At 74.5% G+C, this 16,463-nt stretch carries 10 protein-coding genes; 2 read left to right on the forward strand and 8 right to left on the reverse strand.

Annotation, left to right across the window (positions count from 1 at the left end):
* Positions 1–96 precede the first annotated feature (96 nt).
* The 7 genes from LUZ64_RS10590 to pyrG all read right to left on the reverse strand — a co-directional run bounded on the left by LUZ64_RS10590 (position 97) and on the right by pyrG (position 9,832).
* Entirely contained in the window at positions 97–1,155 is a 1,059-nt protein-coding gene (locus LUZ64_RS10590) for a segregation and condensation protein A (RefSeq protein WP_443728953.1), read from the reverse strand.
* Positions 1,152–1,694, reverse strand: a complete 543-nt coding sequence (locus LUZ64_RS10595; protein WP_232390415.1) for a hypothetical protein — start codon at positions 1,692–1,694, stop codon at positions 1,152–1,154. Before LUZ64_RS10595 ends, LUZ64_RS10590 begins: the two co-directional genes overlap by 4 nt.
* Positions 1,679–2,824 (reverse strand): ParA family protein, encoded by a 1,146-nt coding sequence (locus LUZ64_RS10600; RefSeq protein WP_087928714.1) that lies wholly within the window; start codon positions 2,822–2,824, stop codon positions 1,679–1,681. Before LUZ64_RS10600 ends, LUZ64_RS10595 begins: the two co-directional genes overlap by 16 nt.
* 331 nt (positions 2,825–3,155) lie before the next feature.
* Positions 3,156–4,271 (reverse strand): alanine dehydrogenase, encoded by a 1,116-nt coding sequence (gene ald, locus LUZ64_RS10605; protein WP_095578821.1) that lies wholly within the window; start codon positions 4,269–4,271, stop codon positions 3,156–3,158.
* An 808-nt stretch (positions 4,272–5,079) separates the two neighbouring features.
* On the reverse strand, positions 5,080–7,134 hold the full coding sequence (locus LUZ64_RS10610; RefSeq protein WP_095578820.1) for a tetratricopeptide repeat protein: 2,055 nt from the start codon (positions 7,132–7,134) through the stop codon (positions 5,080–5,082).
* A 342-nt stretch (positions 7,135–7,476) separates the two neighbouring features.
* Positions 7,477–8,103 (reverse strand): NUDIX domain-containing protein, encoded by a 627-nt coding sequence (locus tag LUZ64_RS10615; protein ID WP_095578819.1) that lies wholly within the window; start codon positions 8,101–8,103, stop codon positions 7,477–7,479.
* A gap of 79 nt (positions 8,104–8,182) precedes the next feature.
* Complete coding sequence (gene pyrG / locus LUZ64_RS10620) at positions 8,183–9,832, reverse strand: CTP synthase (RefSeq protein WP_248288255.1); 1,650 nt, start codon at positions 9,830–9,832, stop codon at positions 8,183–8,185.
* 591 nt (positions 9,833–10,423) lie between these two features.
* Here pyrG and LUZ64_RS10625 point away from each other — a divergent pair.
* Positions 10,424–12,226 (forward strand): glycoside hydrolase family 15 protein, encoded by a 1,803-nt coding sequence (locus tag LUZ64_RS10625; protein ID WP_095578818.1) that lies wholly within the window; start codon positions 10,424–10,426, stop codon positions 12,224–12,226.
* 729 nt (positions 12,227–12,955) lie between these two features.
* The gene (locus LUZ64_RS10630; RefSeq protein ID WP_095578817.1) at positions 12,956–14,560 is read left to right on the forward strand and encodes a PucR family transcriptional regulator; all 1,605 of its coding nucleotides are present in this window, start codon (positions 12,956–12,958) and stop codon (positions 14,558–14,560) included.
* 593 nt (positions 14,561–15,153) lie between these two features.
* Here the strand turns inward: LUZ64_RS10630 and LUZ64_RS10635 are convergent.
* Positions 15,154–16,278: a glycosyltransferase family 4 protein gene (locus LUZ64_RS10635; RefSeq protein ID WP_095580629.1), complete on the reverse strand. Its 1,125-nt coding sequence runs from the start codon at positions 16,276–16,278 to the stop codon at positions 15,154–15,156.
* Positions 16,279–16,463 lie beyond the last annotated feature (185 nt).

Genomic DNA, 16,463 nt, shown 5'->3' on the forward strand with positions numbered 1-16,463 from the left:
CGGCCACGTCCCGCGGCCCGGCGGGCGGCGGCGTCCGGCCCGCGTCCGCCCCGGCATCCGTGTCCACGGCCGTCGCCCCGCTGTCCGTCGCACCGTTCACGCCGGCTCCTCCTTCGTGTCCTCGGACCCGTCGGACCCGTCTTCCCGCGTCTCCCGGTCGAATTCGTCCGTCACCACCGGCAGGGCCTCCTCCGCGCCCGTCCAGCGGACCGTCAGCGCGCCCAGGGCCAGCTCCTGGTCCAGGGCGACCGCCCGCTCGCGGTAGAGCTCCAGGAGGGCGAGGAAGCGCGCCACGACCGTCAGGGTGTCGGGGGCGTCCCGGGTGAGGTCGCCGAAGGTCGCCGTGCCGGCCACCCGCAGCCGGGCCACCACGACCCGGGCCTGCTCCCGGACGCTGACCAGCGGCGCGTGGATGTGCTCGGTGAGGACCTGGGGCTCGGCCCGGGGCCGCATCGCCTTCACGGCCAGCTCGGCGAGGCCGCGCGGGCCGATGCCGAGGACGACCTCGGGCAGCAGCTCCGCGTGGTGCGGCTCCAGGCCGACGGTGCGCGGGTGGCGGTGCTCCTCGGCCGCCAGCCGCTCGCCGAAGATGTCCGCGACCTTCTTGTACGCGCGGTACTGCAGCAGCCGCGCGAACAGCAGGTCCCGGGCCTCCAGCAGGGCGAGGTCGGCCTCGTCCTCGACCTCGGCGGCCGGCAGCAGCCGGGCCGTCTTGAGGTCGAGGAGGGTGGCCGCGACCACCAGGAACTCGGTGGTCTGGTCGAGGTCCCAGTCCGGTCCCATGGCGCGGATGTGTGCCATGAACTCGTCGGTGACCTTCGACAGCGCGACCTCGGTGACGTCCAGCTTGTGCCGGGAGATCAGCTGGAGCAGCAGGTCGAAGGGGCCCTCGAAGTTGTCGAGCCGGACGGTGAACCGGCCGTCGTCGGCGGCCTCCGGCCCCGGAGGGCCTTCGGGCGCGTTCCCCGGGACCTCCCCTGCCGCCCGGGCGCTTCCCGGGCCGTCGCCGGGCGGCGTCGGCGGCTCCCGGTCCGGCGCACCGTGCCCCAGGGGGCGGCGGGCCGGGGAGGAGGCGGCTACGGGCATCGACGTTCCAGGTGCGGGCGGAGAGCGGACCGTACGGCCCGACGGCAGGTTAGCGGCGGAGCCGCTCAGCGGCCGCGCAGGCGGCGCACGAGGATGCTCGCGTCGCCGCGGGACTCCAGGTCGGCGAGGACGACCGCGACGGCCTCCCGCACGATCCGGCCGCGGTCGACCGCGAGGCCGTGCTCGCCGCGCAGCACCAGCCGGGCGTGCTCGAGGTCCATGAGCTCCTCGGCGGAGACATAGACGGTGATCTTCTCGTCGTGGCGCTCGCGGCCGCTGGGCCGGCGGTTGGCACCCCGGCCGCGGCGGCGGCCCTGCGCGGGCGCCGGAGCGGCGGCGTCGCGGCCCGCGGCACCCTGCGCGGCCGTGCGCCGCTCGGCCGCCGGGTCCCGGTCGGTCGCGGCCGGACCCCGGCCGCCGGGCCCGGCGGCGCCCTCCTGGCCCGCCCCGCCGGTCTCCGGCCCCGAGCCGGACTCGCCGGCCGGGCCGGGGACCCGCGGACCCGCCTCGGGGTTCGCCTGCCGGCGGGGGGAGGAGGGCTGGAGCCCGGTCCCCCCGGTGGTGCGGAACAGCTCGTCGGCGCCGGGCAGACTCACTCGGCGTGACACCGGGCGAGCACCTCCCTGGCGAGCTGACGGTAGGCGGCGGCGCCGACGGAGTTGGACGCGTACGTGGTGATGGGCTCGCCCGCGACCGTGGTCTCGGGGAAGCGGACCGTACGGCCGATGACCGTGTGGTAGACGTGGTCGTCGAACGCCTCGACCACCCGGGCCAGCACCTCGCGGCTGTGCACGGTCCGCGAGTCGTACATGGTGGCGAGGATGCCGTCCAGCTCCAGTTCGGGGTTGAGCCGCTCCTGGACCTTCTCGATCGTCTCGGTGAGCAGCGCCACACCGCGCAGCGCGAAGAACTCGCACTCCAGGGGGACGATCACCTTGTGAGCGGCCGTCAGGGCGTTGACGGTCAGCAGACCGAGCGACGGCTGGCAGTCGATGACGATGTAGTCGTAGTCCGCCAGCAGCGGCTTGAGGGCGCGCTGGAGGGTGGACTCGCGGGCGACCTCGCTGACGAGCTGCACCTCGGCCGCTGACAAATCGATATTGCTGGGCAGCAGGTCCATGTTGGGCACGGCGGTCTTCAGGAGGACCTCGTCGGCCGACATGCCCCGCTCCATGAGCAGGTTGTAGACCGTCAGGTCGAGCTCCATCGGGTTGACGCCGAGGCCGACGGAGAGCGCGCCCTGCGGGTCGAAGTCGACGAGCAGCACCCGGCGCCCGTACTCCGCGAGCGCGGCGCCCAGGTTGATGGTCGAGGTGGTCTTGCCGACCCCGCCCTTCTGGTTGCACATCGCGATGATCTTCGCGGGGCCGTGGTCGGTCAGCGGACCGGGGATGGGGAAGTACGGCAGGGGACGCCCGGTCGGGCCGATGCGCTCGCGGCGCTGCCGGGCAGCGTCGGGCGCGAGGGTGGCCGCGTACTCGGGGTCGGGCTCGTACTCCGCGTCAGGGTCGTAGAAGTGCCCCTCGGGCACGTCCTCGTAGTCGGCGAGCCGGGCGGGATCCGCTCCGCCGCGGTCGCCGGCCATGGCGTTCACGTGATGGCCGTCCATGCTCTGGTGGGCTGTCGGTGTGCTCTGTGCTCTCTGCGTGCTCTGGATGCTCTGGTGTGCCGCGAAGGTGTGGACAGCGACGGAGCCGACAGCTTGGAGCCCCATGGGACTCTGGCCCTGCGCAGACATTCCTGGGTGACCACCCCCGGGAGCAAATGTCGACTCATTCACAAGTCGTCCTACCTCCTTGGTGACCAGGAAACATCTAGATAGGTCAGCGTTGCACCATGCCGACGGTTGGCGACTCTATGGCGTGTCGGCGGTCCGCAGCAACACAATCCGCCGGAGACGGCACGATGTGTCGGCAATCGAACAGCCTTCTGTCAAGGGTGTACGGCCCACAACCCGGAAGTTTCACGGGGCGTCGAAACACCCGCGAAACGGGCGGTAAACGGCCCGGCCGGACCTTGCTCAGCAAGGCCCGGCCGGGTGCGCGCTCTTGGCGTGTCGTGTTGACGACTCAGCCGAGCAGGTCGCTCAGTTCGACGTGCGGCAGACCGTGCGCCTCGGCGACGGGACCGTAAACGACCTGTCCCTCGTGGGTGTTGAGGCCCTTGGCGAGCGCGGCGTCACGGCGCAGCGCGTCCTGCCAGCCGCGGTTGGCCAGCTCGACGATGTACGGCAGCGTGGCGTTGGTCAGCGCGTAGGTGGACGTGTTCGGCACGGCGCCCGGCATGTTCGCGACGCAGTAGAACACCGAGTCGTGGACCTGGAAGGTCGGCTCGGCGTGGGTGGTCGGCTTGGAGTCCTCGAAGCAGCCGCCCTGGTCGATCGCAATGTCGACAAGTACACTTCCGGGCTTCATCTTGGCGACGAGCTCGTTGGTGACGAGCTTCGGGGCCTTGGCACCCGGGATGAGGACGGCGCCGATGACGAGGTCGGCCTCGACGACGGCCTTCTCCAGCTCGTAGGCGTTGGAGACGATCGTCTGCACCTTGGTGCCGAAGACCTTGTCGGCCTCGCGGAGCTTGTTGATGTCACGGTCGAGCAGGGTGACGTGGAAGCCCATGCCGACGGCGATCTGCGCGGCGTTCCAGCCGGAGACGCCACCGCCGATGACGACGGCCTTGCCGGCCGCGGTGCCCGGGACGCCGCCCGGCAGGACGCCACGGCCGCCGGCCGAGCGCATCAGGTGGTAGGCGCCGACCTGCGGGGCCAGCCGGCCCGCGACCTCGGACATCGGGGCGAGCAGCGGCAGCGCGCGGTTGGCGAGCTCCACGGTCTCGTACGCGATGGCGGTGGTGCCGGACTGGAGCAGCGCGTCGGTGCACTCGCGGGACGCGGCCAGGTGCAGGTAGGTGAAGAGGGTCTGGCCCTTGCGGAGGCGGTGGTACTCCTCCGCGATCGGCTCCTTGACCTTCAGGAGCAGGTCGGCGGTCTCCCAGACCTCGTCGGCCGTCTCCAGGATGTTCGCGCCCGCGGCCGTGTACTCGGCGTCCGTGATGGAGGAGCCGACACCGGCGCCCTGCTGCACGAAGACCTGGTGGCCGTTGCGCACGAGCTCATGCACGCCGGCGGGCGTGATGGCCACGCGGAACTCGTTGTTCTTGACCTCGCTGGGGATGCCGACCTTCACGTCGATCACGGTCCTTGAATCAGAGAATGACAGGCTAATCCGGAAATGCCGGGGCACACCAGAGCAGACCGCGTCGATCGCGGCTCAACCAGTCTAATGAAGGATCCTGCGCTGTCTAGCCTTGCAAAGCGCCAATCTTCTAGCGATCAACTGCTGATTTCGTAGGTAACCCTCTGGGGGTGCGGGCTCACGCCATGCGTCCTCCGGCCCGGGTCCGCGACCGGCCGCGGTACCGCCGGAGACGGGCCGGGTGAGCGGGCCGGGAGGGTCGCGGACAGGCGGGGTGGGGCCCGCGAAGGATCCGGCACCGGTGGCGGAGGTCCCGGGTGCCGCCCCCCGGTGCCGGAGGGCAGGAGCGGCATCCGAGGGCAGGGCGGCCGTGGCGGGACCGGCGGGGACTCCGGGCCCGGCGCGACGGGGCGGGTCGGGACGGTGGCGGACGGGAGGCGGCGACGGCCGGGAAGGGACCACGGACGCCCGAAGGCGCCGGGCGCGGTCAGCCGCCGCGGGGGTCCGGCCCCGGTTCGACCGCTGTGGCGGTCCGGCTCCGATCGGCCGCCGTGGGGCCCGGGTCGGGGCGCGGCACGCCGGGAGCCCGAGCCACGAGGGCCCGGCACCGGTTCGACCGACACCGCAGGGACCCGGCCACCGGCCGACCGCCGTGACGGCCCGACCACCGTCAGCCCCCGTGGGGGCCCGGCTGCGGGCGCGGCACGCCGGGAGCCCGCGCCACGAGGGCCCGGCACCGGTTCGACCGACACCGCAGGGACCCGGCCACCGGCCGGCCGCCGTGACGGCCCGACCGCCGTCAGCCCCCGTGGGGGCCCGGCTGCGGGCGCGGCACGCCGGGGGCCCGCGCCGGGGATATGCCCGGCCCGTCCCCTCCGGCCGCGCCGGGGCCGGCCGCCGACCCCGGCGTCCCCGCGGACCCCGTCGGCTCGCCCGCCGCCAGCAGCCGCTCGGCCTCGCCTCGGTGCAGACCGGCCGCCGGCGGGTCGCCGAGCCGCTCCAGGGTGTCCGCGAGCCTCAGCCGCACCGCGGCCTCCAGCCGGACGTCACCGGCCTGCCGCGCCTGCTCCACGGCCTCCAGACAGGTGCGCAGCGCCTCCTGCGGGCGGCCCGCGTACTCCTGCACCCGGGCGATCTCGCCGAGCGCCCGCGCGTGGCCCGGCAGATCGCGCAGCCGCCGGTACGTGGCCGCCGCCGCGCGCCAGTCGCGCAGGGCCTCGCCCCACTCCCCCGCGTAGGTGTGCACCGCGCCCAGCCGCCCGTACAGCCTCGCCTCGTCCGCCGGCTCACCCCTCGTCAGGCGCAGCTCCAGCGCCCGCCGGTACCAGTCGGCGGCCCGCTGCCAGTCGCCCAGCTCCTGGTGCGAGGCGGCGATGGACTCCAGCGAACGGCTCGTGGCGTACGGGTCGGACGCCTCGCGCGCCGAGTCCAGGGCCTCGCGGTAGCGGCCCAGGGCGGTACGGGTGCGGCCGGCGCGCGCGTCCAGGTCACCGAGGTTCAGCAGCGCCGCCGCCTTCTCCAGCGGCATCTCGCAGCGCTGCGCGACGTCGAGGACGAGCTGGTGCAGCCCGTAGAGCTCCGGCCCCGCCTCCTCGGCGCCCAGATGGGCCGTCAGGGCGCGGGTCAGCGCGGAGACCAGCCGCCGGGCGAGGGTGTCCAGCCTGCCGTCCCGCACCGCCAGCCGGGCCGCCGCCAGCAACGCCGGCAACCGGCCCCGCAACCACTCCTCGGCCGCCTGCGGGGTCGGGAACCGCAGGGGCCTGGGCAGCTCCGCGAGGCGTCTGCGGGTCAGCGGGTCGTCGGTCTCGGTGCTCGCCCGGCAGGAGTGCAGCTGCCGCACGGTCCGCTCCAGCATCCGGGCCCGCGCCAGCTCCACCTCCGCCGGGCGCTCCTGGGTCTCCAGCAGCGCCCGCAGCATCGACGCCAGGCAGCCCGGCACCCGGTACTGCGGACCCAGGTACGGACCCGCGGGCTCGGCCCGCAGCAGGCCGCGGGCGGCGAAGTCCTCCAGCGCGCTCTCGGCGGCCGCCACCGAGCACCCTGCCAGCGCCGACGTGGTGTGCGCGTCCGCCGGGCCGGCCGGGGCCAGCGCCAGCAGGCGCAGTATCCGGGCGGCGGAGGCCGGCAGCGCCTCGTAGGCGAGCCAGAAGGCCCGGGCCAGCGGCCGGCCCGCGCTCTCGTGGCCGTCGGCGGGCGGCAGCTCCCGCAGCCGCTTGGCGGCGTCGACGACGGTCGTCTTGGGGTGCGCCGCGAGCCAGCCGCCCACCAGGACCAGCGCGGCGGGCTGGCCGCCGCACTCCTCCACGACGGCCTTCGCGGCCACCGGGTCGCAGGTGATCCGGGTGGGGCCCGCGTACCTCTCCAGGAGCTCCACGGCCGCCGCCGTGTCGAGCCCGCCCAGCGTGCAGGGGCGGACGTCGGGGACGCCGGTCAGCGGGCCGCGCGAGACGGCCACGACCAGGCAGCCCGACTCGTCCGGAAGCAGCGGGTCGACCTGCTCGGCGCCCGCCGCGTCGTCGAGGAGCAGCAGCGTCCGCCGCCCGAGCAGCGCGGTGCGCAGCGCCTCCGTCAGCTCGTCCTCGCCGGCGCCCGCGGGCACGGGCGCGCCGAGGCCGGCGAGCAGGGCCCGCGCGGTGCGCTCGGTGGGTACGGGCTCGCCGTCGGCGCCCGTCAGACGGGCCCGCAGGACCCCGTCGGGGTAGTCGTCGGCGAGCTGCCCGACCAGCCGCTCGGCCAGCGCGGTACGGCCGGAACCGGGCCGTCCGGCGATGAGCAGCACCCGGCAGCGCGGCGCCTTGCGGCCGGCCAGGGTGTCGAGCCCGGTGCGGTCGATGTCCGCCCGCAGTTCCTCCAGCTCGCGGCGGCGGCCGACGAAGACCCCGGCCGGACCCGGCCGCTGCTGACGGTCACGCTGCCGGTTCTGGTGCTGGTTCTGGTGCCGGTCCTGGTCACCGGTACCGGTCCGGGGTGCCGCGGACCGCCGCTCGGGCGGGGGCTCCGCGATCCTGCTGCCGGTCTCCACCGCCCGCTCCGCCACGGGGCACACTCCCGTCCCAACTGCACGTTCGAGCCCGCCGCGGACGCGGTCGGGAACGCGTCGAGCCTAGTTCACCGCCCGACACCCCCCGCGGAATCCGGACCGGCCCCGCCGAAGATCACCTATTCGGTTCTCCGGACGGTCCGACCGGCGCGGCGGCTACGCCTCGAAGGGGCGGGCGGGCCAGGGGGCGTCCGCCGGGCGCAGCGCGTCCAGGCCGTCGCCGGCCAGCGCCGCCGAGAGCGACAGCACGCCCACGACCAGGCAGTTGTTGTGGAGCTCACCCGCGAGGACGCCGCGCACCAGCTCCTCCAGCGGCACCCGGTCCAGCTCCATGTCGAGCTCCTCGTGCTCGACGGCGAAGCGCTCGCCCTCCACGTCGGAGATCTCCCGGGCCAGGAAGATCCGGACGGCCTCGTCGCAGCCGCCGGGGGTGGTGTAGACGTCGGTCAGCACCCGCCAGTCCTCGGCCTTGATGTGCGCCTCCTCGTAGAGCTCGCGCTGCGCCGCGTGCAGCGGGTTCTCACCGGGCACGTCGAGCAGCCCGGCGGGGATCTCCCAGAGCTTCTGCCGGACCGGGTGCCGGTACTGGCTGAGGACCAGGACGCGTCCCTGGCCGTCGAGGGCGAGGACCGCGACCGAGCCCGGGTGCACCTGGTAGTCACGCGTGACGGTGGAGCCGTCCGGCATCACCACCTCGTCCGTGCGGACGCTGGTCTTGTTGCCGACGAAGGGCGTCGCGGTCGCGTTGACCTGCCACTCCTCGGCGGTGTCCTTGATGCCCATGGGTACCTCCAAAAACGGGAAACCGGGGTGAGGCCCCGCGCCGTCATGGCGCGGGCCCTCACCCCGGCAACCGTATAGGTCAGCCCTGCTTGCGCTTCACGGCCGCCTTGACCAGACCCGCGAACAGCGGGTGCGGGCGGGTCGGGCGGGAGCGCAGCTCCGGGTGCGCCTGGGTGGCGACCAGGTAGGGGTGGGCCTCGCGCGGGTACTCGACGTACTCCACCAGCTTGTTGTCCGGGGAGGTGCCGGAGAAGACCAGACCGGCCTTCTCGAGCTCCGCGCGGTAGGAGTTGTTCACCTCGTAGCGGTGACGGTGGCGCTCCTCGACGTACGGCTGGTCGTCGTAGACCTCACGGACGATGGAGCCCTCGGCGAGCTTGGCCGGGTACATGCCCAGGCGCATGGTGCCGCCCATGTCGCCCTCGCCGGCGACGATGTCCAGCTGCTCGGCCATGGTGGAGATCACCGGGTTGGCGGTGGCCGGGTCGAACTCGGTGGAGTTCGCGCCCTCGATGCCGGCCAGGTTGCGGGCGGCCTCGATGACCACGCACTGGAGGCCCAGGCACAGGCCCAGCAGCGGGATCTTCTTCTCGCGGGCGTAGGTGATGGCGCCGACCTTGCCGTTGACACCGCGGTCGCCGAAGCCGCCGGGGATGCAGATCGCGTCGACGTCGCCGAGCTGCTTCTCGGCACCGGCCGGGGTCTTGCAGTCGTCGGAGGCGACCCACTTGACCTTGACCTTGGCGCGGTTGGCGAAGCCGCCGGCGCGGATGGCCTCGGTCACCGAGAGGTAGGCGTCGGGCAGGTCGATGTACTTGCCGACCAGGGCGACGGTGACCTCGTGGTCGGGGTTGTGGACGCGGTCCAGCAGGTCCTCCCACTGGGTCCAGTTCACGTCGCGGAACGGCAGGTCGAGCTTGCGCACGACATAGGCGTCCAGGCCCTCGGTGTGCAGCACCTTGGGGATGTCGTAGATCGACGGGGCGTCGATGGCGGCGACGACCGCGGCCTCGTCGACGTCGCACATCAGCGAGATCTTGCGCTTGATGGCGGCCGGCACCTCGCGGTCGGCGCGCAGCACGATGGCGTCGGGCTGGATGCCGATGTTGCGCAGGGCGGCGACGGAGTGCTGGGTGGGCTTGGTCTTCAGCTCGCCGGAGGGGCCGATGTAGGGCAGCAGCGAGATGTGCACGACGAAGACGTTGTCGCGGCCGACCTCGTGGCGGACCTGGCGGACGGTCTCCAGGAACGGCAGCGACTCGATGTCGCCGACCGTGCCGCCGACCTCGGTGATCACGACGTCGACGTCGTCGGTCGCCATGCGGCGGATGCGGTGCTTGATCTCGTTGGTGATGTGCGGGATGACCTGCACGGTGTCGCCCAGGTACTCGCCGCGCCGCTCCTTGGCGATCACGGAGGAGTAGACCTGGCCGGTGGTGACGTTGGCCGAGCCGTCGAGGTCGACGTCGAGGAAGCGCTCGTAGTGGCCGATGTCCAGGTCGGTCTCGGCACCGTCGTTGGTGACGAAGACCTCACCGTGCTGGAACGGGTTCATCGTGCCCGGGTCGACGTTCAGGTACGGGTCGAGCTTCTGCATCGTGACCCGCAGACCCCGCGCCTTGAGCAGCGCGCCCAGGCTGGAGGCCGTCAGACCCTTGCCGAGCGAGGAGGCGACACCCCCCGTGACGAAGAGGTGCTTGGTCGTCGTGGGCTTTGCGGCAATGGCCAAAGGGGGGCTCCCGTGGTCGCGAGGTGAGGTGCGTATCGGCGATCACCCGGTCTTCTCCGGGGGTGCCGTCGCTGCGGTTGGGGGGTCTTGCGCCCACCGGTCCACGGGGTACCAGGGTATCAGCGCCCCGGCCCGACCGCGTCCGGCGACGCGGGCCGGGCACATCCGGAGCCCCCGTTCCGCTCCGGCGCCGGGCCGCCGCGGAGGCCGGCGACGGCTCGGCGGCGGCTTCTCGAGGGCTCGTCGGCGGCTTGTCAGGGGCTCGTCGGGGGCTCCGCGGGACCCGGCGGGAAGGGCCGGCCGCCGACCCCCGGGGCGGGTGCCCGGGCCCCCCGACGGTGGCGTCCCAGGCCACCCATTCGGCTCAGATTCGTCCGCCAACTGTCGCGCGTCGCACCAACTCCGCGTCGTATCCTGCACGGACACATGCAGCGAGCCGGCCGGCACGGCGCCCCCTGTACAGCTGTCTCCCTCGGCTACCGCCGAGGAACGCCAGGAGGTGCCCCCATCTTCCGGAACAAGAGCTCGTCAAAGATCGCTTGACCGCAAAAGGACCCTTCGGGGTCACGTGGCCGTTCGACTGGAGATGACGTGGCCGGGCGTATCGAGGATTACGCACTCATCGGCGATATGCAGACCGCCGCCCTTGTCTGCCGGGACGGCACGGCCGACTGGCTGTGCCTCCCCCGCTTTGATTCCCATGCCGCGTTCGCCGGTCTGCTCGGCACGGAGGAACACGGCTTCTGGCGCATCGGCCCGGCCCACCCCTCGGGGGCGGCGCCACCGCACGCCGACCGGCGCAGGTACCGGGGGGACTCCCTGGTCCTCGAATCGGAATGGGACACCCCGCGCGGCACCGTGCGGGTGATCGACTTCATGCCGCCGCGCGACGGCGCCCCGCAGCTGATCCGCATCGTGGAAGGGGTCAGCGGCCGGGTGCCGATGCGCTCCGCCCTGCGGATGCGCTTCTCCTACGGGCGGGTCGTGCCGTGGGTGCACAAGGTCGGCGACCGCACGGTGGCCGTGGCCGGCCCCGACTCGGTGTGGCTGGACACCACCGCGGAGACCTTCGGCAAGGACCTCACCACCTACTCCGACTTCACCGTCTCGCCCGGTGAGCGGATCGCGTTCACCATCAGCTGGCAGCCCTCGCACCGCGAGGCGCCCGCCCTGCCCGACCCCGAGGGCTCGCTGGAGTCCACCGAGGAGTTCTGGCGCGAGTGGGTCGAGCACTGTACGTACCACGGCCCCTACCGGGACGCCGTCGTCCGCTCCCTGATCACGCTCAAGGCGCTCACCTACGCGCCGACCGGCGGGATCGTCGCGGCCCCCACGACCTCCCTGCCCGAGGACATCGGCGGCTCCCGCAACTGGGACTACCGCTTCACCTGGCTCCGCGACGCCGCCATCACCCTCTCCTCGCTGCTGCGCACCGGCTACCGCGAGGAGGCCCGCGCCTGGCGCGAGTGGCTGCTGCGCGCGGTCGCCGGCGACCCCGAGAACCTCCAGATCATGTACGGCATCGCCGGCGAGCGCGAGCTCGGCGAGGCCGAGCTGTCCTGGCTGCCCGGCTACGAGAACTCCGCCCCCGTACGGATCGGCAACGGCGCCGCCGACCAGCTCCAGCTCGACGTCTACGGCGAGGTCACCGAGGCGCTGCACCTCGCGCACATGACCGGGCTCGCCCGCAACGACTACGCCTCCCTCCTCCAGCTGCGGCTCATCGGCTATCTGGAGGACCACTGGAACGAGCCGGACGAGGGCATCTGGGAGGTGCGCGGCCCGCGCCGCCACTTCGTGCACTCCAAGGTCATGGCCTGGGTCGCCGTGGACCGCACGATCAAGCTGATCGAGTCCGGTGACGTGGACGGCCCCCTGGAGCGGTGGCGCGAGCTGCGCGACGACATCCACCGCGACGTCTGCGAGAAGGGGTACGACAAGGAGCGCAACACCTTCACCCAGTCCTACGGCTCCAAGGAGCTGGACGCCTCCCTGCTCCTGATCCCGCAGATGGGCTTCCTGCCGCCCGACGACAAGCGCGTCATCGGCACCATCGAGGCCATCCAGCGCGAGCTCTCCACACCGGACGGCTTCGTCCTGCGCTACCCCACCGCCGGTGACGAGGCCGGCGTGGACGGGCTGGAAGGGGACGAAGGCGCCTTCCTGGCCTGCTCGTTCTGGCTCGCCGACGACCTGGCCATGATCGGCCGCGTCGACGAGGCACGGCAGCTGTTCGAACGGCTGCTGGCCCTCCGCAACGACCTCGGCCTCCTCGCGGAGGAGTGGGACCCCCGCCTCCAGCGGCAGGTCGGCAACTTCCCGCAGGCCTTCAGCCACGTCCCGCTGATCGACACGGCGCTGCGGCTCACCGCGTCGAGCGCCTTCGGCGGCTGACCGCGCCGGAGAGGCGGCCTGGCCGGACCGAGCAGGTACAGCCCGCTGGTGATCCCCACCGGCGGGCTTTCGCCGTGCCCGCGGACAGGGTGGCCACCACATGGCACACCTGACCGAGGAGGATCACGGGTATCCGGCCGAAACGATCCGTCATCCGCCCGACCGGAGGTGACAGCGCGTGCGTACCGGTGATGCGCAGGTTGGCGGCGGGCCCGACCACGCTCGGTGAAGCGCCGTGGTGAGCGAGGTGCGGCGGCGCCGTCGTCCTCACCGCGACCCTCGTGGCGTGCCCGAGGACCGGTGCGGCAGGGCCGGTGGGCGCGGAGGGTGACGAGGCCACGTACCGAAGGGCTCCGCCCGTTCGGGTACGGAAACGGGGCTGTGAACGACGGGTGTCGGGGGTGTCACAGAAGGCCGACGGGAGCGGGTCCGGACCGGGCCGGGTACGGGTGACGGCCCGTCCGGCGAAGACGTGGACGCCCACGGCGTCCGGGAGTCCGGGGCCGGGCGCGACGGCGGCGCCCCCGAGGCCGCTGAGGTGGGGCCGGGAGGAGGGCGCGCGGGCCCGGCCGGCGGGCGGGGCGCGCGCCGATCAGGCTCTCCAGGGGCTCCGGGACGGCGGGCGTGCCGCCCGCGGCGGGGGCGCGTGGCCGGGCGGCACCGGCGCCCTCGGCCGTGGACGAAGCGCACGGTGGTCCGCCGGAGACGCTCCGAGTAGCGTTCCCGACCATGGAACCGCAAGGCCCGCAAGGGACGATCACCGTGGAGCGGGCCCTAGGACTGCCCGCCCTGCGCAGGGGGCTGCCGGAGGTGGTGGCCGGGGGCGATCTGCTGGACCGGCCGGTGCGCTGGGTGCACGCCGGCGAGTCGCCCCACATCGCCACCCTGCTCAAGGGCGGCGAGCTGCTGCTGACCACCGGGCTGGGGCTGGGCAGCCGCCCGGCGGAGCAGCGCGGCTTCGTCCGCGGGCTGGCGGAGCGGGGCATCGCGGCGCTGGTGGTGGAGCTGGGCGCGCGGTTCACGACGCTGCCGGCGGCGGTGGTGGACACGGCGCGGGCGTACGGGCTGCCGCTGGTCCAGCTGCACCGGGAGGTGCCGTTCGTCGCGGTGACCGAGGAGGTCCACACCGAGCTGGTCAACGAGCACTACGCCCTGCTGCGGCGGGTCGACGAGGTGCACCGGCGGTGCACGGAGGTGCTGCTGGGCGGTGGTGGGGCGCCGGAGGTGCTGCGGCTCTTCGCGGAGTTCACGGGTAACCCGGTGTTCCTGGGCACGCCGGAGGGACGGCTGCTGTACGCGGCCGGGCCGGCGGGTCCGCCGGGGGCGGCCGACCCCTTGCAGGTATGGGACGGACTGCGCGGCGCCTCGCTCGCCGGGGCCCTGACCACCGACCTGCCGGGCGGCGGCGGCCCGGGGCCCGGCGCCGTACGGACGCGGCTGACCGTGCTGCCGGTGAACGCCCCGCTGGCGCCGGTGCACCGGATCGCGGCGGAGCGGACCGCCGGGCTGCTGGCGGTGGTGCTGCTCCAGGCCCGCCAGGAGGAGGAGCTGGCGGCGCGCGGCCGGGGCGACTTCCTCTGCGACCTCGCCGAGGGACGCGTCGATCCGGCGGAGGCCCCCGCGCAGGCCCGCGTCCTGGGTTTCCGGCCGGGGTCCGGGCCGCTGCTGCCGATGGTGATGCGGCCGGCCACGGGTGAGGTGCCGGTGGACAGCTGGGCCGCGCTGACGTGCGCGGTGCAGGAGGAGCTGACGGCGGTGGGGGTGCCGGTGCTGCTGGGCGTACGGCTGCCGGAGGGCCGGATACCGCTGCTGGTCGGGCTGCGGGAGGAGGCCGAGCGGTCCCCCGTCGCCGGGCGGGTGGCCGACGCGCTGCGGGCGGGCGCGGAACGGGTGGGGGTGCGGCGGCCGGTGGTGGTGGCCGGGGCGGCGACCGCGTGGGCGGCGGCGGGGGCGGGACTGCGGCACGCCGCGGAGGCGGCGACGGCGGCCCAGGGCCTGCCGGACCGGGCCTGGCACGACGTGCGGCGGCTCGACGTGGACGTCCTGCTGTGGCGGCTGCGCGCGCGGGGCGACCTCGCGGCGTTCGTGGACCGGGTGCTCGGCCCGCTCCTCGCCCACGACGAGGCGTCCCGCCCGGCCCTGCTGCCGACCCTGGAGTCGTACCTGGCCCACGCGGGCCGCAAGGCGGAGACGGCACGCGACCTCCATCTCAACCGGCAGACGCTGTACGACCGGCTGGGCCGGATCCAACGACTGCTGGGGACGGACCTGGACGACCCCCAGGTGGTGCTGTCGGTGGGCCTGGCCCTGCGGGCACGGAGACATGTGGGCTGAGGGGTGGTGTACCGGTCAGGATCCGGCCTCGCCGCCCACCCTTCCACCTGCCACGGCAGGCGGCTCACCGCGCGGGATTCCGCACCGGGCGGGCACGGGCCCCGGGCGGGCACGGCCCCGGACGACCTCCACCCTGAAGGGCCCCAGCCCCGACCGGCATCAGCCCGGGCAGGCACGACCCCAGGCGGGCACGGCCCCGGGCAGGCACGACGCCAGGCAGGCACGACCCCAGGCGACCTCCAGCCCGAAGGGCCCCAGCCCCGGGCGGCATCAGCCCGGGCAGGCACTGGCCCGGGCAGCCTCCAGCCCGAAGGGCCCCAGCCCCGGCGGACCCGACTCGGGAAGAAGCCGGCCCGGGCAGGCGGCAACCCGAGCGGCCAGCAGCCGGGCAAGCTCCGCCCCGGCCGTCACCGGCCCGGACGCGCACTGCCCGAGCGGACACCGGCCCGGGCAAGCTCCGCCTAGGGCAGGCGTCCGCCCGGGCCGCCTCCGGCCCGGGCGGCGGGTGAGGGCGCCGCGCGCGACGCGGCCGTCGGGGGTCCGGGGGCGGAGCCCCCGGTATCGGGAAGGGGCGGGTAGGGGACAAGCACCCCTCACCTCCCCCCGCCCGCCGCCAATTCGTCGTAGACGCTCAGGACATGAGCCACCGTGTCGTCCTCCGAAGGCCACGTCGCCGCCTGCGCGAACCCCGCCGCCACCAGCGCCGCCCGCCGGTCCGGGTCGCCGAGCAGCCGCGTCACCGCGGCGGAGAGCGCGGCGGCGTCGCCGTAGGGGACGAGTTCGGCCGCGTCGCCGACCAGGTCCGGGACGCCGCCGACGGCCGTCGCGACCAGCGGGACGCCCGCGTGCAGGGCCTCCTGGGCGAGGACCGAGCGGGCCTCCCAGCGGCTGGAGAGGATCGCGACGTCGGCCGTGGCCAGCAGTTCGGGCACGTCGTCGCGGCGGCCGACGAGCAGGACGGGCAGCCCCTCCGACTCGATCCGGCGCTGGAGCTCGGGCCTCTCCCGGCCCTCGCCGGCGACGATCAGCAGGGGTTCGGGGTCGAGTTCCCGCCAGTCCCGGGCGGCGTCGAGGAGCGGGCCGTGGCCCCGGTCGGCGTCGAGCCGGCCGACGGTGACCAGCAGCGGCCGGGCGACGGCGCCGAGTTCGGCACGGGCCTTGTGGCGGCGCGGCTCGTCGTCGTCGGGCGTGGGCCGGGGCGGGGGCACGGCCACGGGTGCGAGCCGGGCGTCACGGGCACCCCGCTGCCGGGCCCGGTCGACGAGGTCGGCGGTCACACCGAGGACGACCGCGGCGGCCCGCGCGGCCCGCCGTTCCATGAGCCGCACGAACTGGGCCCGCGCGCCCACCGCGCGGGCCTTGGTGTGCCAGGTGACCACGAGGGGCGTGCGGCGTCCGCGCAGTGCCAGCGCCGCGAGCACCCCGGACCGCAGCCCGTGGGCGTGCACGACGTCGGCTCCGGCGCTCGCGGCCCGGATCCCGGCGACGGCCCGGGCGTCGGTGGAGGTGCCCAGCGGCGAGAACGCGGCCCCGGACCCGGCGAAGCCGTACCCCTCCCCGGTGCCCCGGGGCGCGCACACCGTGACCCGCAGCCCCCGCGCCACCAGCCCGGCGGCCAGCGACCGCACGTGCGCCCCGCTGCCCGCGCCCCCGCCGCCCAGCACTTGCACGGCGTGCAGGGGCGGGCGCCCGTGCGGCGGTACGGCTGTGCTGCTCACGCGGGTGGACGCTCCGTTCCGGCGGTGGGCGGGGAGGGCGGCGGGGGAACCGCGCCCAGGATGCCAGCAGGCACCGACATCCCGGCACCACCGTCTCGCGGGTTGGCCGCCTTACCTCGCCCACGCATCCGCGGATTCACTCACATAGGTGATTCTGAGCGCCGACGTCAGGTGCCCGGCTCCCC

Origin of the sequence: Streptomyces albireticuli (assembly GCF_021228125.1) — a bacterium.
Classification (GTDB): Bacteria; Actinomycetota; Actinomycetes; order Streptomycetales; family Streptomycetaceae; genus Streptomyces; species Streptomyces albireticuli.